General features: G+C 42.1%; 19 protein-coding genes. 9 read left to right on the top strand and 10 right to left on the bottom strand.

Features of this window, described 5'->3' with window-relative positions; genetic code table 11:
- The first annotated feature begins 8 nt into the window (after nucleotides 1-8).
- The 3 genes from panC (at nucleotide 9) to yjgA (ending at nucleotide 2,544) form a co-directional block, all read left to right on the top strand.
- Nucleotides 9-917: a pantoate--beta-alanine ligase gene (panC, locus tag ACI2JM_RS01325; RefSeq protein WP_404641537.1), complete on the top strand. Its 909-nt coding sequence runs from the start codon at nucleotides 9-11 to the stop codon at nucleotides 915-917.
- A gap of 42 nt (nucleotides 918-959) precedes the next feature.
- Nucleotides 960-1,925 carry an RNase adapter RapZ gene (gene rapZ / locus ACI2JM_RS01320; RefSeq protein WP_314885865.1) on the top strand — a complete coding sequence of 322 codons (966 nt, stop codon included), beginning with the start codon at nucleotides 960-962 and terminating at the stop codon, nucleotides 1,923-1,925.
- A gap of 100 nt (nucleotides 1,926-2,025) precedes the next feature.
- Nucleotides 2,026-2,544 carry a ribosome biogenesis factor YjgA gene (gene yjgA, locus ACI2JM_RS01315; RefSeq protein WP_045443152.1) on the top strand — a complete coding sequence of 173 codons (519 nt, stop codon included), beginning with the start codon at nucleotides 2,026-2,028 and terminating at the stop codon, nucleotides 2,542-2,544.
- A gap of 81 nt (nucleotides 2,545-2,625) precedes the next feature.
- Here the strand turns inward: yjgA and ACI2JM_RS01310 are convergent, their stop codons facing one another.
- Together ACI2JM_RS01310 and ACI2JM_RS01305 are read right to left on the bottom strand one after the other, a co-directional pair.
- A complete protein-coding gene (locus ACI2JM_RS01310; protein WP_404641534.1) occupies nucleotides 2,626-3,282 on the bottom strand; it encodes an IS1595 family transposase in 657 nt (218 codons plus the stop codon).
- Between the two features lie 186 nt (nucleotides 3,283-3,468).
- A complete protein-coding gene (locus ACI2JM_RS01305; protein WP_045443155.1) occupies nucleotides 3,469-4,089 on the bottom strand; it encodes a thiol:disulfide interchange protein DsbA/DsbL in 621 nt (206 codons plus the stop codon).
- A gap of 449 nt (nucleotides 4,090-4,538) precedes the next feature.
- On the opposite strand from ACI2JM_RS01305, the gene ubiG reads away from it, so the two are divergent.
- The 4 genes from ubiG to ACI2JM_RS01285 all read left to right on the top strand — a co-directional run bounded on the left by ubiG (nucleotide 4,539) and on the right by ACI2JM_RS01285 (nucleotide 7,529).
- Nucleotides 4,539-5,378, top strand: a complete 840-nt coding sequence (gene ubiG, locus ACI2JM_RS01300; RefSeq protein WP_404641532.1) for a bifunctional 2-polyprenyl-6-hydroxyphenol methylase/3-demethylubiquinol 3-O-methyltransferase UbiG — start codon at nucleotides 4,539-4,541, stop codon at nucleotides 5,376-5,378.
- 75 nt (nucleotides 5,379-5,453) lie between these two features.
- Nucleotides 5,454-6,164: an HAD family hydrolase gene (locus ACI2JM_RS01295; protein ID WP_045443161.1), complete on the top strand. Its 711-nt coding sequence runs from the start codon at nucleotides 5,454-5,456 to the stop codon at nucleotides 6,162-6,164.
- 99 nt (nucleotides 6,165-6,263) lie between these two features.
- A complete protein-coding gene (locus tag ACI2JM_RS01290; RefSeq protein WP_404641530.1) occupies nucleotides 6,264-7,100 on the top strand; it encodes a YciK family oxidoreductase in 837 nt (278 codons plus the stop codon).
- A 162-nt stretch (nucleotides 7,101-7,262) separates the two neighbouring features.
- Complete coding sequence (locus ACI2JM_RS01285) at nucleotides 7,263-7,529, top strand: DksA/TraR family C4-type zinc finger protein (RefSeq protein WP_045443167.1); 267 nt, start codon at nucleotides 7,263-7,265, stop codon at nucleotides 7,527-7,529.
- Between the two features lie 62 nt (nucleotides 7,530-7,591).
- On the opposite strand, the gene ACI2JM_RS01280 is transcribed toward ACI2JM_RS01285, so the two are convergent.
- Together ACI2JM_RS01280 and ompR are read right to left on the bottom strand one after the other, a co-directional pair.
- Nucleotides 7,592-8,833: a CobW family GTP-binding protein gene (locus ACI2JM_RS01280; RefSeq protein ID WP_404641528.1), complete on the bottom strand. Its 1,242-nt coding sequence runs from the start codon at nucleotides 8,831-8,833 to the stop codon at nucleotides 7,592-7,594.
- Between the two features lie 134 nt (nucleotides 8,834-8,967).
- Entirely contained in the window at nucleotides 8,968-9,726 is a 759-nt protein-coding gene (gene ompR, locus ACI2JM_RS01275; protein WP_055123637.1) for a two-component system response regulator OmpR, read from the bottom strand.
- 510 nt (nucleotides 9,727-10,236) lie between these two features.
- Between ompR and ACI2JM_RS01270 the strand changes: the two genes are divergently transcribed.
- Nucleotides 10,237-12,786, top strand: coding sequence for a helix-hairpin-helix domain-containing protein (locus ACI2JM_RS01270; protein ID WP_404641525.1), 2,550 nt, complete (start codon nucleotides 10,237-10,239; stop codon nucleotides 12,784-12,786).
- A 175-nt stretch (nucleotides 12,787-12,961) separates the two neighbouring features.
- On the opposite strand, the gene ACI2JM_RS01265 is transcribed toward ACI2JM_RS01270, so the two are convergent.
- The 3 genes from ACI2JM_RS01265 to ACI2JM_RS01255 form a co-directional block, all read right to left on the bottom strand.
- Nucleotides 12,962-13,357, bottom strand: coding sequence for a hypothetical protein (locus tag ACI2JM_RS01265; RefSeq protein ID WP_314885873.1), 396 nt, complete (start codon nucleotides 13,355-13,357; stop codon nucleotides 12,962-12,964).
- 469 nt (nucleotides 13,358-13,826) lie between these two features.
- Entirely contained in the window at nucleotides 13,827-14,666 is an 840-nt protein-coding gene (locus ACI2JM_RS01260; protein WP_404641523.1) for a hypothetical protein, read from the bottom strand.
- Between the two features lie 459 nt (nucleotides 14,667-15,125).
- Nucleotides 15,126-16,418, bottom strand: coding sequence for a saccharopine dehydrogenase family protein (locus ACI2JM_RS01255; protein ID WP_404641521.1), 1,293 nt, complete (start codon nucleotides 16,416-16,418; stop codon nucleotides 15,126-15,128).
- Between the two features lie 571 nt (nucleotides 16,419-16,989).
- On the opposite strand from ACI2JM_RS01255, the gene ACI2JM_RS01250 reads away from it, so the two are divergent.
- Nucleotides 16,990-17,145, top strand: coding sequence for a DUF1328 domain-containing protein (locus ACI2JM_RS01250; protein ID WP_021814049.1), 156 nt, complete (start codon nucleotides 16,990-16,992; stop codon nucleotides 17,143-17,145).
- Between the two features lie 114 nt (nucleotides 17,146-17,259).
- On the opposite strand, the gene ACI2JM_RS01245 is transcribed toward ACI2JM_RS01250, so the two are convergent.
- From ACI2JM_RS01245 to ACI2JM_RS01235, 3 genes are all read right to left on the bottom strand, one after another.
- Complete coding sequence (locus ACI2JM_RS01245) at nucleotides 17,260-17,553, bottom strand: 4a-hydroxytetrahydrobiopterin dehydratase (RefSeq protein WP_055123632.1); 294 nt, start codon at nucleotides 17,551-17,553, stop codon at nucleotides 17,260-17,262.
- Between the two features lie 375 nt (nucleotides 17,554-17,928).
- Nucleotides 17,929-18,222 carry a GNAT family N-acetyltransferase gene (locus ACI2JM_RS01240; protein ID WP_404641518.1) on the bottom strand — a complete coding sequence of 98 codons (294 nt, stop codon included), beginning with the start codon at nucleotides 18,220-18,222 and terminating at the stop codon, nucleotides 17,929-17,931.
- A 222-nt stretch (nucleotides 18,223-18,444) separates the two neighbouring features.
- Nucleotides 18,445-19,794 (bottom strand): fatty acid desaturase family protein, encoded by a 1,350-nt coding sequence (locus ACI2JM_RS01235; RefSeq protein ID WP_404641516.1) that lies wholly within the window; start codon nucleotides 19,792-19,794, stop codon nucleotides 18,445-18,447.
- Between the last annotated feature and the right edge of the window lie 160 nt (nucleotides 19,795-19,954).

The raw sequence follows: 19,954 nt of genomic DNA, 5'->3' as shown, positions 1-19,954 counted from the left end.
AGTTAACCATGCCAATCATTCATCATCACATCTCCGCATTGCGTACGGCCTTACAGTCTTATCGTGGACAAAAAAATGACAATCAAGATGGCCCACAGCGCATCGCTTTAGTGCCAACGATGGGCAATCTGCATGCCGGTCATCTTGAGTTAGTAAAAATAGCCAAGCAACATGCTGATATCGTGGTGGTTAGTATTTTTGTCAACCCTACTCAATTTGGCGCGGGAGAGGACTTTGATAGTTATCCTCGCACGCTTGATGAGGATGTCGCTAAGCTAGCATCAGTCGATACTGATTATGTGTTTGCGCCCAGTATTGAAGAGATGTACCCAGTCTTACCGCCGCCAACCTCCGTTCTCGCGGGAGCTATTACCACTCAATTATGTGGTCAATCACGCCCTGGGCATTTTGACGGTGTTGGTATTGTCGTCTCTAAACTGTTCAATATCGTACAACCGGATATGGCTATTTTTGGACAAAAAGATTATCAGCAATTAGCGATTATTAAACAATTGGTACGTGATTTAAGTTATCCCATTGAAATTATAGGGGCACCTATTGTCCGAGCTGCAGATGGTTTGGCGCTTTCATCGCGTAACCAATATTTAAGTGCTACTGAACGTGAGGTAGCACCTGTTATCCATCAAGCGCTACAATATTTAGCAAAGCAGTTGGAAAAAGGCGAACAGAGCCAACAAACTGTTCAGTCGTTGCTAGCAGAAACGCATCAGCGTATTACGGATGCTGGCTTCATTATTGATTATTTAGACATTAAAACCGATACGCTAGAGTCACTCACTAATGATACTGTAACTTTTAATGCAGAAAACAAGAATTTGATGATTCTAGTCGCTGCTTGGCTGGGACGCGCACGTTTGTTAGACAATCAATTGGTGACGGTGGATCAATCGTTGTGACATAGTAATTTGCAGGATGCAATGGACTAGAATGGGTGAATCATGGATGTGAGTCAGGGTGAAAATAACAGTCAATCTGAGCAGGCAGCGTGTAAAATAGCAACCGATAAGCTCAGTATCCTAGTGGTATCAGGGCGTTCAGGCTCAGGTAAAACCTCAGTATTGAATATCTTAGAAGATTTAGGATATTATTCTATTGATAACTTACCGTTATCCTTATTGCCGGATGCTGCGCATAAATTGGTCAATGAAAGTGGGATTCGTCGTATTGCGCTTGGTGTTGATATTCGAACACCGCGAGCGGATCTATCCAACTTTGCAGAGATGCATGCATCCCTAAAAAAAACATACGGGGCGCATGCGGTCAAAGTGGTGTATGTGACCGCGCAAGAAAGCACTTTGATAGCACGTTTTAATGCGACACGCCGCGTACATCCGCTGATGTCGCAGGATATCGATAGTGACAATGCCAAGCACATTGCTTTTAATCTACCTGCCGCGATTAAAAAAGAAGTGGAGCTGTTAGAGCCTATCGCAGGTCATGCCGATATCAGAATCGATACCAGCAATTTGAATATTCATCAATTGAAAGACAGCTTGCGTGAACATATCGGCGTGGACAATCAGATTGTGATTAATCTGCTGTCTTTTGGCTTTAAATATGGCAGTCCTATTGATGCAGATTTTGTCTTTGATGTGAGGATTTTGCCGAATCCGCATTGGAACCCTGAATTGCGTACTTCGACAGGTCTAGACATGGAAGTTGCTGCATTCTTTGCCGACTATCCAGAAGTGGCTGAGATGACTGATGATATAGATAAGTTTTTAACCCGTTGGTTGCCCGAATTTTTACACAATAACCGCCATACAGTGACAGTGGCTATTGGCTGTACTGGTGGTAAGCATCGTTCAGTATTCATCACCGATAATTTACAACGTCGTCTTGCCGATGTTATGCCGCAAAGTATAAAAGTGCTGGCGAAACATCGTGAAAAAAATCGTTGGTAGTTATTGGTAAACACTGGGGCATATCTTCATTTTTATGACTATTCCTAAAATGAGGACATGCCCCTGTTAATTTTATTATTTATTATTTTGGAAAGCTTTTATGATTGACTGGAAAGAACAGGATATGCGCGTCTCGCGCACTGAACTCAAAAAAGCCCATGAGCGCTTGCAGAAGTTGTCGATACCACTTGCCAGCTTATCGAAAAAGCAGCTCAAAAATCTGCCAGCCAGTGACTATTTTATGGCAGAACTCATGGCATTGGCCGATATCACCAGCGCTAATGCTCGTATTCGCCAAACCAAGCGCGTTGGTAAGCTGATTAGTGAAGAAAACCGTCACGAATTGGTAAAAGCATTATTTGATGCGTTTTTCCCTAAAGAACAGGTCTCAAAAATAGAAAGTTGGTTTGAGCGTTTAAATATTAATGATGAAGGGACGCTTAAGCAGTTCGTTAAACAATACCAAGCATCTGAACAAAATAGTATGTATCAATTACTATTATGGATTGAATACGCCAAACATACCCAAGATGATGAGCTGATGGCAGAGTCTAAAGCAGACTTAGCCAGTTATATTCGTGAAGTCACTATTTTGTCGCAATTGAAAAAAGAAAAATAATAAGGTGATAGCGGCTAAATAGCTTTGACCACTATTTATACAATATCTCCACTTATAAATTGGGGCTGTAGTAGATAGGGATTAAATATCACACCATTTTCTCAGCGTTTTAAGCTGAGTAGACGGTGATCCATAGTTGAATCTAAACTCGCACTCTTTTAAAAATAAATGGAAGTTCTTCTTATCGATCCCATTATATTTTCTGAGTGTTCTTTTAGACTGATTACAAAAGTTCTCAATGCCATTGATGTGATTGTTTTTACCAGAAGTAAACTCTTTAGAGTGATTGACTCTGAAATGTTTAAACTCGCTCACATCTAACGCATTGTAACTTCGATAACTATCAGTATAAACAAAGCTGTCAGGCTTGATTTTACGCTTGATGACAGGCATTAGAGTCGTCTGTTTGGTGTCTGCTACAACAATGGTATAAACCTTACCATTTCGTTTTAGTATACCAAATACAGCTGTCTTACCAGCAGCCCCGCGACCTCTTTTACCTTTACGTACGCCGCCAAAGTAACTTTCATCTAATTCGACCTCACCATCAAAGAGCTCATCAGCTTCTAATGAGAGATGGTAATCTATCACAAGTCTTATTTTATGATAAAAAAGTGCAGCAGTGTTAGGTTGAATGTCGAGCAAATCTGCGGCTGTTCTTGCCGTTACTTCAGCTGCGAAAAACTCTAACAATCGTCGCTGTACTTTTTTACTTAGTTTACAACGGGTTATCTTCATAAAAGTAGTCTAGCATAGTGCTTATCTACTACAGCCTCTATAAATTAATTTAGTCTGCAAATAAAAAAAGCCAATCATCAAGTGATTGGCTTTTTTATGGGTAAGAGCATTTAGCTACAAATGACACTTGTAGATAAATGCTAGTCCCTAATTTATAACGGTACCTAATTTATATTAGTACTTAACCTATTTCTTTTCAGCACGAACTTTGTCAACCAAATAATCAACGACTTTAGGTACAGTAGCGCTTTCACCAGTTACAACGTATTTGCCTTGTACGACGACTGCTGGCACACCAGAGAGCTGATAACGCTTAGCGCCTGCTTGTGAACGACCAATTTTCGTACCAACAGCGAATGAATTATAAAGGCTATTAAATTTCTTCTCATTAACGCCTTTCGATGCATACCATTTGCTTAATGATGATTGGTCAAAGATTTTCTTACCATCTTTGTGAATGGCATCAAATAGCGCATCATGAGTCTTGTCTTCAAACCCTAGCAGCTGCGCGGCATAGAAACCACGAGCGTTCGCTTCCCAGACAGGGTTAAGCGCTGCTGGCGTTTTGAAAAAGGCAACGTCTTTATCTTTGTTTTTAGCCCATTTTTCCATATGTGGGTTAAGAACGTTACAATGCGGGCAACCATACCAAAAAAACTCACGAACAATGATAGCATCACCGCTGATTTTTTCTGGATTGTCTAGCACGCGATAGTCTTTTCCGGCGACATAGTCGGCAGCTTGTGCGCCCATAGTGGCAAGTCCAATGGCCATGGCCAGACCAGTCAGTGTGATGACACGTTTCATACTTTATCCTTGAGGTGTGAAAACTTAGGGTTTGTTAAGATGTTTTAGTATCGTATGGTTTTGGGTATAGCGCACAGGTTTTTAAAGTGCCCAAACGAGACAGTGTCGAGTATAATCGAACTATAGCGACGTATCGACTATAATAACGTAAAACATGGTCGCTTGTGAATCCGATTCTTAACTAATGGTTGTAAAGCTGTGAGCCATTATTTAAGGCTTATTTCACCGCATTTTTTGGAATTATTTTAGCGTTTTATTATTTAGGTTTTAAGCTGTTTGAAGCATCTATCATCTAAAAAAACGGTACAGAAAGTATGAACGTTTGCTAAGAGCATTCACAATCGGTGACGATGTACTCACGACAAAGCTGCCGCTCTCATGCTAATATTAGGTACATAATTGTGCACTGTATATGATTACAACGATAATGACAATAAAGGAAAAATGCAATGAGCTCAGCTCTATCTTCCTCGCCTTCTTTGAATGAGCAAGCAAACAGCGGTCTTGATGATACAACGGCTACCGCCATTAATGTAGATCCTAGCGAAGTCGACAAGTTTAATCAGTTGGCAAGCGAATGGTGGAGTAAGACGGGTGCATTTGCGACTTTGCATGAAATAAATCCACTGCGTTTAAATTGGATAGAAGAAAACGTCAAGCGCAGTTATCAAAATGACAGTGCTGATACGGATATTCATAAAACGGCTAAAACCGGCTTGGCTGGGAAAAAAGTGCTCGATGTCGGCTGTGGCGGCGGTATATTGTCAGAGTCTATGGCACGTCGCGGTGCGGATGTGACAGGGATTGATTTGGGTACCGAAAATCTAAAAGCGGCAGCGCTGCATGCAGAGCAAAGCGCTTTACATGAGAGGTTGCGCTATCAGCATATTCCAGTAGAAGAATTGGCCAAAACTCATGCAGGTCAGTTCGATGTGGTGACTTGCATGGAGATGCTCGAGCATGTGCCTGATCCCAGCTCGATTGTGCAGGCTTGTTTTGAGTTATTGGCACCAGGCGGTGTTTGCGTACTATCGACGATTAACCGAAACCCTAAATCATATCTATTTGCCATCGTTGGGGCAGAGTATGTATTGCGCTTGCTCGATCGCGGCACTCATGACTATGCCAAATTTATTACGCCAGCTGAGCTAGACAAAATGGCAATTGATGCTGGATTCACACGTCAAGATATCATTGGCTTGCATTATAATCCGCTGACCAAGCGCTATTGGCTGGCTCAAAATGTCGATGTCAATTACATGATGGCAGTACACAAGCCACTGGCTTAAGCTGAATGACTTATTTGGTTGTTTTCATGCCATACTATTTCACTCAACACCTTATTTATATTAAGAGCATTCACTATGAGCCAATTTGTAAAAGCGGTTTTATTTGATCTCGATGGGACATTAATCGATACGGCTGCTGATTTTGTCCGTATTATCGGTAAAATGAGCCGCGAAAATGATTGGCAAGCACCGCCTGAAACAGAAATTCGCGAGCAAGTTTCTGCTGGTGCCTCAGCGATGGTACAGTTGATGCTACGTCATAACGATCAAATTGAGGTTAGCGAAGAAGCTTTGCAGGAGTTTCGCCAACAGTTTTTAGATGATTATGAAGCTGAGATATGCGTCGATAGTTGTGTGTTCGCTGAATTAGAAGACGTATTGACTGCTCTTGAAGAAAAAGGGGTGCCATGGGGTATTGTGACCAACAAGCCGCGTTATCTGGCAGAGAAGTTACTAGACAAGATGCAGTTAGACGGGCGCTGTTCTGCTTTGGTCTGTCCTGATGATGTGTCTCGCTCAAAACCCGATCCAGAGCCTATGTATGCGGCGTTAGAGAAGCTTGGTATCCCTCGCGGCGCCGCTGAAAGCGTGATTTATGTTGGCGATCATATCCGTGACATTGAAGCTGGCAACGCGGCTGGCATGCCGACGATTCTAGCTGCTTATGGTTATATTCCGCCTGAAGATCAAAAAAACCTGAAGAAATGGGGCGCAGATTATATTACTGATACGCCTGAGCAATTAAACAAGCTGTTGCTTTCTTCTGGTAAATTTGACTATTTATAAATCAAATTATAAATCGAGTTCGCCACACCCTATGTTTTTAAAGAAATACGATAAATACTTAGCATCCCAACTATTAAACGATAAGCAGTGAGTAATGCCATGAGTGACAATATTAATCAGCCGGTTAATCAGCAAGACCACCAAAAAACCGTTCAAAGTCTAACTCAACCTTTAACTCATAACGATATTCGCAACTTTGTGCCATCTGATAATTGTTTGGATGGTAAGACTATTCTGGTCACGGGGGCAGGTGACGGTATCGGCCGCGTTGCCGCGCTGACTTATGCTCGCTATGGAGCGACAGTCCTGTTATTAGGACGTACCAGCAGCAAGCTTGAATATGTTTATGATGAGATTGAAAGTCTTGGTGGCAAACAGCCTGCCATGCTACCGATGAATCTAGAAGGAGCAACTTATGCTGAGATGCAGCAGTTAGAGGGGTTGATTAATAAAGAAGTCGGTCAGCTCGATGGTATCTTGCACAATGCGGGTATGCTTGGGCAGCTAACCCCACTTGAGATGTATGACGTCGATACTTTTGCACAAGTTATGAAGGTTAATTTTACCTCGACGTTTATGCTTACCCAAGCGCTGCTACCACTACTTAAAGATGCTGAGAATGGCTCTATTGTTTTCACCTCTAGCACGGTCGGTACACATCCTCGCGCGTTCTGGGGTGCTTATGCGCTGTCCAAGCAAGCCGTAGAAGGCATGAGTGATATCTTTACCCAAGAGACGCAGAATACGACTAATTTACGTTTTAACTGTGTCAATCCTGGTGGCACTCGTACCAATATGCGCGCCCATGCTTATCCAGGAGAGAGTCCTATGAGTTTAAAAACGCCTGAAGATATCATAGCAGGCTATGTCTGTTTGATGAGTGATGCCAGTATCGGGGTACGCGGGCAAGTGGTTGAGCTACAGCCAAAAGATTAGCCATGTGATTTTTTGCTAGGAAATGTCATTATTTAGCGCATTTATTCGCATACTTTCAGGTTGATAGCACGCCCTAGTAGGTTGCAATCAATCATAGATAACCCCATCTATTTGTTATTAAAGCGATTTGTAATATCTAATGATAATAAATAGGATAGGATTATGGCAGGTGGTTGGTCGAGAGATGGTGCTGAGCATGAGCAAATGGATGCAACGGTAAATGATGCATTAGAGCGGGCAAGACGTGCGTTGCCAACTGGCATCAGTGCCGAGATGTGTGATGAATGCGGCAAGCCTATTCCAGAAGCACGGCGGTTAGCAGTGCCTGGTATTCAGCATTGCGTCAGCTGTCAGACAGAACTTGAACAAGAGGCGAGAGCCGCTGAGTTGTTTAATCGGCGCGGTAGCAAAGACAGTCAATTACGTTAAAAAAGAAAAAGAGCAGACATTGCTATATCGAACAGCAATGTCTGCCCTTTTTTTGTCTATTACTATATAACCAGTGCCATTAGTTCACGGTCGCAGGTATCCCAATCGATAGAAGGTAGCGTCTCTATAGAAGATAAAAATGCTGTCCTATCTTTTTCTTCTGAGCGGTCGCTTTCTACCGCTGTATCGTTGTCGTTATTAGCATTTGCCTCCAACTGTAATATAATCTCTAGCCGACTATCAACTTGTGCGCTGACCGTACTGGTGGTTAAGCTGTCAGGGGTAAAATTGATTTGTAGCCAGCCGTCAGAGGTATGCACCACACCTTTGATACGTTGCCAGTTCGGTAGCGTTAATAACCAACTCTGTAACTCATCCGCTTTTAATATGTAGTGCGCTGGCAGTCGCCAACCCGCCAACTGTAACTCTTGCTGTGTCTCATGATAACGATAAGGTAGCTCAATATCTGTGCTGGTCTGCGGATCATCTTTGTTTGTAAAAGCGTCGGATGATAAGGTGGTCAATATCGATAGGGCATTACTCTGTGGTTGCAAGCTAGTAATCGATTTTTGAGGGTGAACAATATTGACTGTGCGCTGTTTCGAGATAACCTGACTGGGCTTGGTTAGCTGGGTTTTCAGCTCTGACACGCTTGATTTAGATAAAAGAATATTGGATGAGTTATTTGTATCATGAGATATCTGCTCAGATGCTGCCCAAATAATTTTTACCTGTGCATTGAGCTTGGCTATCCATTGTTGCAGTGCTTGTTTTTCGCTATCGCTTAATTGAGCATAGCGATTAATGACTAACACATCGGCATCACGGACATGCGCTTGAAAACCGTCATGATGACGATATTTATTTTGTTGCCATTGCACACCACTCAGTACCGTTATTACTGCCTGCATATTGAGCGCTGTTTGCCAATGCGGTGCACTGAGCTGCATGATAAGCTCACGTGGATGAGCAAGCCCTGTGGGTTCGATGAGCAACCGCTGTGGATGATGCTCACTAAGTAGCCGACTGATAGCAATTTGTAATGGCAGCTGACTGGTACAACAAATACAGCCACCACTGACTTCGCGTATAGCAATATTATCTTGCTCAGGCTTACTATCTTGCGCGCTTGCCAGCAGCGCACCATCAATACCGATACGACCAAACTCATTGATTAGTAATGCCCAGCGCTCATCGGCAGGTTTGATAGCAAGCAGCTGATTAATCACTGTGGTCTTGCCAGCACCCAAAAACCCTGTCACCAAGGTGCAGGGTATGTTTTGAAAAATAATAGGTTTTTTCACAGAGACACTCATCATATAGGCCGTATTTGTGAGTAATCAAACACGGCCTATATTAAAAGGAAATGATGTTAGCGTGTGTCCTCAATTCAATCGATAATCGGAATTTTCGAAATGAGGACACACATAGTCAAAAGTTACTCACTTTTAACGGTTTCTACTTCAGCTTCGTCAGGAACGAATACGTAGCCTACACCCCAAACGGTTTGGATGTAACGCGCTTGTGAAGGGTTGTCTTCAATCAAACGGCGCAAACGTGATACCTGTACGTCGATAGAACGCTCCATCGCACCCCATTCACGACCACGCGCAAGGTTCATCAATTTATCACGTGTCAACGGCTCACGTGGATGCTGCACCAGTGCTTTTAGCACCGAAAATTCACCTGTCGTTAAAGTGACAACATTGCCGTCACGTTTAAGCGTACGTGTCGATAAATCAAGCGTCCACGGTCCAAACTCAACCACTTCAAGCTGATGGCTTGGTGCGCCAGGCAGCTCGCGATTTTGACGACGTAATACCGCTTTGATACGAGCCAACAGCTCTTTTGGGTTAAATGGTTTTGGCAGATAATCATCTGCGCCCGCTTCTAGACCAGCGATACGATCGGCATCACCACCTTTGGCTGTCAGCATGATGATAGGAATGTCGCCATTGTCTTCGCGTAGACGCTTACAGATACTGATGCCGTCTTCGCCTGGCAGCATCAAATCGAGTACCACCAACGAGAAAAGCTCACGCTGTAACAGTTTGTCCATTTGACTACCATCATGAGCGGTACGGACGACAAAACCGTCGTCTTCTAGAAAGCGCTGTAATAAAGAGCGCAAGCGTGCATCGTCATCAACGACTAAAATTCGTTGAGTTAAGGTATCAGGGCTGTTATTTTCAGACATACAGGCATCCTCTTATAAAAATTATTATTAGTAGAAATTATCGTTAACAGTCAAGGCTAAAGGTTATATAGTTAAAATGATATAAAGAAAATACGGTGTCAGGCTCGTTGAGTCTACTATTTATAGTATTTTAACGTGCTGTCCTCATCGCTAAATTATCTTGAATCGACTATACAAAAAAACCTGAGCAAAAAAACTGTCTTTATTCAATGAGTGGTCAAAAGTAAAGGTCCGTCTCAATCCATCATAAATTTGAATACTATTGTTCAATGCGTCAGCGCGTACCAATATTTGCGCCTTTGATACTTTAGTGTATAAGATTGCACCACTAATTGCATCACCCATCAGGACAAATGCTGTATGCGTTTGTTTAACAAAGCGACAGAACCTATGATATGAGACGATTTTTGCCATAAAATAGGCGATAAATAACGAAAAGATAAAAAGGATTTTTATTCATGCAGCTTTTGCTATAATGCAAAACTACATTTCTCAACGATTGATACGTCTATGAGTAGCACTGATACCTTAACGCCATCTCAAACCTCGACAAATGCACAGGTTTTGGATGCAACCACACACGCGAATATTCACGACAAGCTTGCTCGCGCGCTTGGCATTAAGACTGCTCAAGTCAATGCGTTTGTCAAACTTTACGATGAAGGCGCGACCGTTCCATTTATTGCCCGTTATCGTAAAGAAAAGACGCAAAATCTTGACGATGCGCAATTGCGCGCGCTTGAGAAGTCTCTTAATTATGAGCGCGATATGGCAACCCGTCGCCTCAAAATTACTGAGCTGCTCAGCACGCAAGGCAATTTGACTGACGAGCTGCAGACGCGTATCGATAATGCGACGTCGAAACTTGAGCTTGAAGACATCTACTTGCCATACCGCCCGCGTCGCCGCTCTCCTGCCGCCAAAGCACGTGCTGCTGGTCTTGATGTGGCAGCGCAAGCCGTCTTGACGCAAGAAGTCACGCCAACTGACGCATTAGCAGACTATCAAGTTCAATCGAGCATTACCGATGATAGTGGTAATGAGATCGAAGTTGATTTTAGTGATATCACCAAGCAACTTGCTGGCGTACAAGCTATCATCGTTGATGAATGGACGCAGGCTTTGGCTTTGCTAGACAACTTGCGCAGTGGCTTTGCCAAGACGGCTAGTATCGTATCTGCCGTTGCCAGTGAAGAAAAACGTGAAGTCGGCGAGAAATTCAAAGATTACTTCGAGCATAGTGAAAGCCTTGCGCGTCTGCCGAATCATCGTTTATTAGCGATGCTACGTGGTCGTCAAGAAAACGTCTTAGGTCTTAAAATCGAAGGCGAAGACGCACCCTTTATCGAAAAAATCATTAAGCACTTTGAGGTTGATACCAAAGCACCTACTGAGCGCCGTGAGTTTTTAGTAGAAGCTGCGACCAGTTTATGGAAAGACAAATGGCGTCCACATATCGAACACCGTTTATTGACGGAAAAACGTCTGACTGCTGAAGCCGATGCGATTGATGTCTTTGCCAATAACTTACAGCATTTACTCATGTCAGCGCCTGCCGGTCGCAAAGTAATTTTAGGTGTCGATCCTGGCATTCGTCATGGCGTAAAAATGGCCATCGTCGATGCTCAAGGTCACGTCATGTTAGACAGTGAAGACAAGCCTGTCGTCGCAACCGTTTATCCATTTGCCCCTGATAATAAAATGGATGAAGCCAAAAAAGTCATCGATGAATTATTAAGTACTTATAACGTTGATTTGGTCGCTATCGGTAATGGTACAGCGAGCCGCGAAACAGATGCGATGATTAAAGAAATTTTGGCTGCCAACTCTGAATTACAAGCCAAATCAGTTATCGTCAATGAGTCAGGTGCGTCTGTTTATTCAGCTAGTGAGCTTGCCACTGATGAGCTTGGTAATTTAGACGTTTCGGTACGTGGTGCGGTTTCTATTGCCCGTCGCTTGCAAGATCCATTGTCAGAATTGGTCAAGGTTGATCCAAAAGCCATTGGCGTTGGTCAATATCAGCATGATGTCAACCAAACGCAATTGGCAGATAGTCTTGATAAAGTTACGCAAGATAGCGTAAATGCGGTTGGCGTTGATGTAAATACCGCAAGCCCTGCTATCTTGGCACATATCGCTGGTTTGAATAAAAACGTCGCGCAGCAAATCGTGACCTATCGTAAAGAGCATGGTGCTTTTGACAGTCGTGAATCATTGAAAAATGTCCCACGCTTAGGCGCTAAGACCTTTGAGCAAGCAGCAGGCTTCTTGCGTATCCATGGTGGTAGTAATCCCCTTGATGCCACTGGTGTGCATCCAGAAAGCTATGCGCTGGTCGATAGCTTATTGGCACAAACTGGTAAAGCATTGCCAGAAGTCATCGGCAATGACGGCGTACTAAATACGATAGATACCACTGCATTGGCTGCTAATGATGACAATATTAGTGTAACTGCTATCATCGAGGAGCTAGTCAAACCAGCACGCGACCCACGTCCTGAATTTAAGACTGCTAACTTCCGTGAAGACGTTAACAGTATTAAAGACTTGAGCGAGGGCATGCAGCTTGAAGGCGTGGTGACCAATGTGACAGCCTTTGGTTGCTTCGTTGATGTTGGCGTCCATCAGGACGGTTTGGTACATATCTCTCAGATGGCCAACGACTTCGTTGCAGACCCGATGAATCGCGTCAAGCCGGGCGATATCGTCTCGGTACGTGTCATCTCTATCGATGAAAAACGTGGTCGTATTGGCTTTAGTATGAAGCCAGAATCTGAAAAGCCTGCGCGCCCAGCAGCGAAATCGGCTGAAAGTACTGGTAATGATGAGAAAGTCAGTCGTCCACGTAGCGATCATACAAATAGCAAACGCCCAAACAGTAGCCGTCCAGCGACTGATAAGCGCCCGTCGAAATCTCGCGGTAATCGTCAGGATAAAGACCATGCTAATAACGATCGTAGCAAAGCGCCAAGGGCTGATAAAGCAGAAGCACCTAGCAAAATGGGTACGTTTGGGGCGCTGTTACAGGAAGCTGGCGTGACTAAAACCAAAAAATAGTTAATATCAATAGTGATAAAAAAGGCAGCCATTAGGCTGCCTTTTTTATGGAATGGATCTAAAAATAGAAATTGTTAATGAACACTAATAACTACTCAAAACTTAACTCGCTGAATAACCTCTTCTGCGTGATTTCAGTTAACAGCGGGGTTCATATCGTACTTTATTTCGTATTCTATAATTCTTCTGTGGCTTCTTCAGCTTCTTGTAATTTTTCTTGTGTATCTAACGAGTCTTCTTCTTGCATCGCTTCTTCAGAATCTTGAATCAGCTCTTGCTCGGCATCCATTGCTTCTTGCTCAGCTTGAAGCTCAGTAGTCATCGGCTGTTGATTAGCGCTGTTGTTAACGCTTGCTCTTGAGATAATCTGTGTCTCACTAATCTGAAATGGGCTAGATTGATTGTCTGCTGAAGCATTATTTGTATTGTCACCTTCCATCTCAAGTGTGGTGGCGGTAGCCGCTGCTTGCACATCTACTGCCGCAGTATCAGCAGGTGCTGCCATCGCCAAACTTGGGATAGTGAGCGCAGCGCCAATCAGTAGCGATAAAGATAAAGTACTTTTTTTCATTAATCAATTCCTTAATTTACAATCTTATAATGTCAGTTTAAAGAATTTCAAACTTGACGCTTATGTTGCTAACTGCTGTATATAGCCGTTGTATATTACACATTCATTTAGTAATTCAAATATATATATTTAATATATATAACATTTGATTGGTAGACAAAATAAAATCATGATAACCATTAAGAGACTATCATGATGGATTTGGATAAAGAGCTTTATAAGCTGACCTAAATCAGTGATAAAAATCTAAAAGGGAGAATACCAATTAAACAAGCGTTAGTTCAGTAGTCCATAGATTAAAATTCTAACAGACGGATGTTAGCAGGTGACTTTGTGCAACTATTGTATGGTTATTGTCAGATAAGAAAATAGCATTATTTTCTACTTTCCCATCTCTAATTTTCCTATCTCTAATTCTTATACCAATGATGTCTCAACGAATCTTGTTCGTTTATATTTCATTAGAGTCTTATTCAATAACGATATACTTGCCAGTGTTTGGATCAACGACGCGTTGTTGAGTGCTGCTACTAGGAACACGAATGACTGGGAAGGTTTGATTGATTTCAGTATTGTCGATGACATCCGCATCTGCTTCTTCACCAACGATTACAGTACGGTTAGCCTCGTCTTCGATAGCAATGGCTGTACCTGACGCTGTGTTTACTCGCTTGATTTGATCTTTCGGTACGATGATGACTTCTTTGACACTATATTTAGTAGGGCGGATAACACGTGTGGTTTCAACGATGACAGGCTCTACACGGCGATCTTCGATAATCGCGAGTTGTGCTTCTGGTGCTGTAGCTTCTTTTGTTTCGCTCATAATAGGCGTTGGAAACTTGGCACCGAAGTGGTTATCGCACTGCTGCATGCTTAAGCGTACTGGATTGCCAGCCTTATCCATATAGACGTTGACAGGCATATCAGCGGCGATAGGGACGTATTTCCCAACTAATGCACCCGAAACACCATAGCGACCATTTGACTGCCCAACCCCTAAATCACAAGCACCTGCTGAGTAATCACTGGCTGTTAAGTTGTTTGCATTGACCACTGTTTGAGGAATCATTACTTCAGACAAGCGCATTTTTTTGACAGTCGCTTCACCTGCTTGGCGCTTTGGGTTTTGATAAGTATAAGGGGTATAAAATTTGACCGAACCGTCTTTGACAGCGGTGACACACTCCTCATAACTGTCATAGCCAACATTGCCGTGGCTATCGGTAGTCATAGCGGCGTTAGCAGAGCTTGCAAACATAGCAAGACTGGATGTCATCACAGCAGCGGTTAATATATTCATTTTCATTATTATGTCCTTTTAATTAGATTGAGGTCTATTGATTTATTCTAAATTTACGATAAATAAGTAAAACTTAATTTTTATTAATATGATTTTTATTGCACTAGAAAATTACTCTGACGCGTTTAAAGTCTAAATGAAATATTAATGAGCCAATTATTCGTTTCAAAGCTGCTATGCAATATGGGGTAAAAAATTGCCTAACTTCTTTTATCCTACGTCATTCATTGCAATATGGCTGTGACATTACTCTAGAAATGTGTAGCTTAATGTATTAAAAAGGCAAGAAGTGCCAATATCGTTTACCAAAGAATCACGTTATTATTATTTATTAACAATCGCTCAAAATATTTAAATCTGAATAATGAGAAAAAATAGACAATAAAAAACCGTATCTCGTTGCTAAGATACGGTCATTAATTAGATATTAAGAAGTAGATTGCTTCGATTTATAAATGGGTAATCTTACGAATCGACAACTTCAAAACTAAGACCCGCATGCTCTTCTAAACGTGCTAGTAGATGATTACCCATGGCAGAGGCTGGCGTCCAAAAACCACCACCAACTTCTTCTTTGCTGATATCTTGTGCTAAGCATAACGCTGCTTGCGCTAGCATACGCGAGGTACTGCCGTAACCTGGATCTTTGTCACCCGTTACTTTCGTATTGATGGTGTCTTTATTAGCCGTTTCCCCAAAGAGGCGAATGTCAAAGTAGCCGTTTGCTTGCTCTTCTGCAGACGGACCAGAACCTGACTTGGGTAGCACGTGCTTAGCTAATAATTCACGGCTCGGTTTGACCATCATAGCAGTAGCAAATCCAAACAAGCCTGCGCTCATTGCATAGCTTGATAATTGACCTTTCACACCATCTTGCATCCACATTGCTTCGTCATATTTAAAGTCACGACCATATTCATAGCCAAGCAATTGGTTGGTGCGATGCACGATACGGGTATTGATACTGGCCATGACAAAAGGCGCAAGCCAGCGTTTGTGCTCACTATCGTATTCTGGCTTACTGACATTAGCTTGGCGCACGTTTGGCGCATCTTTATCATCGTTGAGTAGATAAGGATTTGCTACCTGCTTACGACGTGACTTGTTCTTTCCAACTTCTTCAAAAATAGTCGCCATCGAGGCAATGGTGCCACCCGATAGACCGCCTTTCGCCGCTTTGACACGCATATGAATCACATCACAAGCGCGACCAAATTTTTCTTCTGCTTGGGTTTGGGTAAAGTAGACGCCCAAATCTGATGGAATCGAATCAAAGCCACACGAGTTGACAATACGAGCGCCGCTTTGCTTTGCCGCGTCCTGATACTTATCCATCATGTCTTTGATAAAGATAGCTTCACCGGTGAGATCGACATAATCTGTCCCATGAGTGGTACAAGATTTGATCAGCGGCTCACCGTATTTGAGATAAGGACCGACGGTTGAAATGATGACTTTGGTGTGTTTGGTCATCTCATCAAGGCTGTCCGCATCGTCACTATTAGCAAGAATAATATCGATAGTGATGCCAAGTTTAGATTGCAATTCGTTCAATTTTTCTTCATCACGCCCAGCAATCGCCCACGTGACATCGGCGCCCTCTTTGTCTTTAGTATTAGATAAAAACTCTGTTAAATAGTGCGCTGTGATTTGACCAACAAAGCTGGTTGCGCCATATAAGACGACCGCGTAAGGACGCTTTTCATCGCTGCGCTGTCGTGTATTGTTTGAGGTATCCGTATTAGTATTGGTATCCATATTTATTATCCTTAATAGCTATTTTGATGAGTTGTGTGACGTTTAAAATTTGTTGCCATTTAACAGTCAGAATTTGAAGTCTGATTTTTTGATAGCAATTAGGTTAACTATATATATAAGTCATGACTAAATGAGTCATGACTTATATCTGCCTGAAAAAGATATATTAAAGTATTTTTGACCAGTAAAAATGACTTGTAAGTTACTGTTTATAGCAGATTATATGATGGAAATGTGGATGGCTAAGTGATAACTAACCATCTATACACATAACTCCCATAAAGGGAGGAAAAAAAGGTTCGATGTTAAGATTTGCTACAAAGGTTACATAACCTACCGATATTATTACCAAAATGAACGTTTTCTAAAGATAAATATTGCTAATCTATGGTCGTAAGCATTATTAATGGTTAAAAAATTAATAAATATCAAAAAAACAAAAAGTAAAGAAAAAGGAATCTTAGAGAGAGCAAGGCACTCATTAATAATAGTAGTTATTTCTTATTAATAATTGTCCATTATATCAATCTAAATATCTGGTTTTCTAATAATAATTTTTAAGGAGAAGGTTATGTTTCGCTGGGCTATTATTTTTGCCGTGATCGCATTGTTAGCAAGTTTATTGGGTTTTGGCGGTGTCGCAGGATTGTCTGCTAATTTGGCATATATTTTCTTAGCAGTCGCTGTCATTCTATTTATTGTGGCATTTGTAAGCCGCAAGATGTAATTAATACCTGTAGATTGTTAAATAAAAAAAGTCCTCAATTGAGGACTTTTTTTGGTATTTAAGAATGTATTTACTAATGAAAAATTTTTATAAACATTATAAAAAAACACATTACTATAAACGTTTCGGCTGAACAATGTGTTCCATCCGTTTAGCCAGACGAATATCATGGCTGGTTATACCGCCAGTATCGCCAGTAGTCAAGCGCACCTCTACCACGTTATACGTGTTGCGCCATTCGGGATGGTGCTCGAGCGCTTCCGCATGGAACGCGGCTTGATTCATAAAGCTTATGGCTTCGATGAAATCGCTAAAGTGATATGTTTTTACGATAGCATTGCCCTCGCGCTGCCAACCGGGCAATTCCTCTAGCTGCAAATTTACTTGCTTATCAGATAAACTACTCATATTAATCACCTTTATTATTATGTTGATTTGGTTTATTAAAAACTATATCAGGCACTACATTGTAGCTGTCAAAGCTATTGTACGAAACTTCAATCCTCTTTTTCAGCTATATCATTGACGCTATTACATCACTGTAAAGACCTTTTGGTCTATCTGCATTATAGGTCAGAAAACCCGCCTATATTTGCTATATTGCCATATATTCAAAGATAAATATACGAGGGCAGATAGCAAATAAATAGGAGGGTAGTAGCGTATTAACACTTCAATTTTATTAGCCAAGCTGAACCATAGTAGATGCTTAAAACATTTCTAAAGAAATTATGACGCTTATTAGCATGATGCATTTTCTACGGCTTATTGCTAAAGAGTGGACTATAGCAAGTCTTGGTAATCAGGATGTTTGCTGATATATGACGAGACAAATGAGCACTGTGGTATCACTTTTTTATTCTGTTCACGAGCATAGTTGAGGGCATGCTTGACCAATGCTGAGCCAATACCGCGCCCGCCTAGCTCCTGAGGTACGATAGTATGATCATAAACTAATGTATCGTCACGCTCTTGATAGCTAATATAGCCAGTATGACCGTCAATAGAGGTCTCAAAGCGTTTAGCCTGTTCATCATGGATGATGGTTAGGTTTTGTTCAGAGTTTTGATTTTTCATGAATATTCTCCGTTATTATTGATTATTATCATTAAATATTATTGGTTTTTTTTAGTATGGATCAAGCGTATTTTTAAATGAAAAGAGCTTGAATGACCGAATAGATTATTCACTAAAGTATGAGTCCTTTCGATTCACATTTATAGTTCTTTAGCGTAAGAGTCGATAGAGTAAATGTTAAGACTAAAGGGGTCTACCAGTGATCTCCATATGAGCTGCACATCAAGCATAAAATAAGGCTTGGCGCATGACAGGGGAAAGATACTTACCCAATCCACGTATAGCGGGCAGCTCTTTTGGTCTTTCTGTTACGGCATGATTTGTTTCAGCGATTGACGTAGTTTGTGAGTGTAAATAAGACTGCCATTCTTCAGCACTTGGCTTGCTAAAGTAGCGGATACGTCCCAGCATTTGCCGGAATTGTGTACCAAAGCGCCCAGTATTATAGGGTAGATTGTACTTGCGGCATATCGCCTGTAATTGTGGTGCGATACGAACATAGTGACTGGCTGGCATATCAGGGAAAATATGGTGCTCGATTTGATGCGATAAATTACCCGTCAAAATGTGAAACAGCTTACCGCCTTGAATATTGCTGGAGCCCAGAATTTGACGCACATACCAGTCACCTTTAGTCTCATCGGCATCGAGATGGGTATAGATGTGTGCTTGTTCGGTAAAGTGTCCACAGAATATCACCGCCCATGTCCACAGATTACGAGCGATATTGGCAGTAACATTACCGCTCAGTGTCGTCATCGCACTACCTCGACCTAATGTCAGCCCTACTAACGTGGGTAGCACAATATGATCTTTGCCTACTTGCCGGGCGATTTTGGCAAATAATGCGCGAGATTTCTGTTGCATGGTTTGGTGTCTATCAGGGGAGTCTGCGTATTCGTCGACACTGATTTGAATATCATGAAAGGCGACCGCCCACTCAAAACCTAAAGCCAATATCGCTGTTTTAGACATATTATGGCGGTCGCTTGGCGTCCAAGGTTGCTCATCAGTCACGCGAATTAAGTGATAGCCAACATCATGGTCACGACCAACGATATTGGTAAAAGTATGATGCAAATAATTATGAGAGTGTTGCCACAATGGGGCAGGACAGACAATGTCCCAATCAAACTTTTGGCTATTGAGATACGGGTGCTGCATCCAGTCATACTGACCATGCATGACATTATGCCCAAGCTCCATATTGTTTAGGATTTTGCTGAGACTCAGTAGTGAGGTACCCAATAGCCAAGTCGCGACAATTTTACGTTTTGACTGCATGCATCCAGCCGCTGCCAGTAAGCCACGTGCTGTCATTTCACTATAGACTACCGCGGCATACACTCGTTTAATGTATCGTGCGTCATCACTACCTAACGAATCCATCACGCTTCGGTAAAGCACATTTAATTCATGAGCGAGGGCATCAGATTGCGCCTTTGGTAAGGGCGCTCCTGTCAACGTTGGGTAGCGAGTCAACTGCTTTGCTTTTTGCTGTTTTGCATCAGTTAGTGGGGTCAAACCTGGTACAGCAGATTGTGCAGTAGTGACGGGTGGTAGCAAGCGCATAAATAATCCTTAACCGAAATGGTACGGAGAGTCGGTACTGGGTTCGGTTCAATAAGTTGTTTAAGTTTTTTACCGTAGGCTATAAGGTAACAGCAGGCTGTGTTTCTATCTTATGAGCCGTTATGAGCATTTATGAGCATTTATGAGCATTTATGAGCAT

This window comes from Psychrobacter sp. NPDC064578 (assembly GCF_044901245.1).
Lineage (GTDB): Bacteria > Pseudomonadota > Gammaproteobacteria > Pseudomonadales > Moraxellaceae > Psychrobacter > Psychrobacter cibarius_C.
The sequence above is the reverse complement of the archived record's forward strand: the minus strand, read 5'-3'. Positions and strand labels throughout refer to the sequence as shown.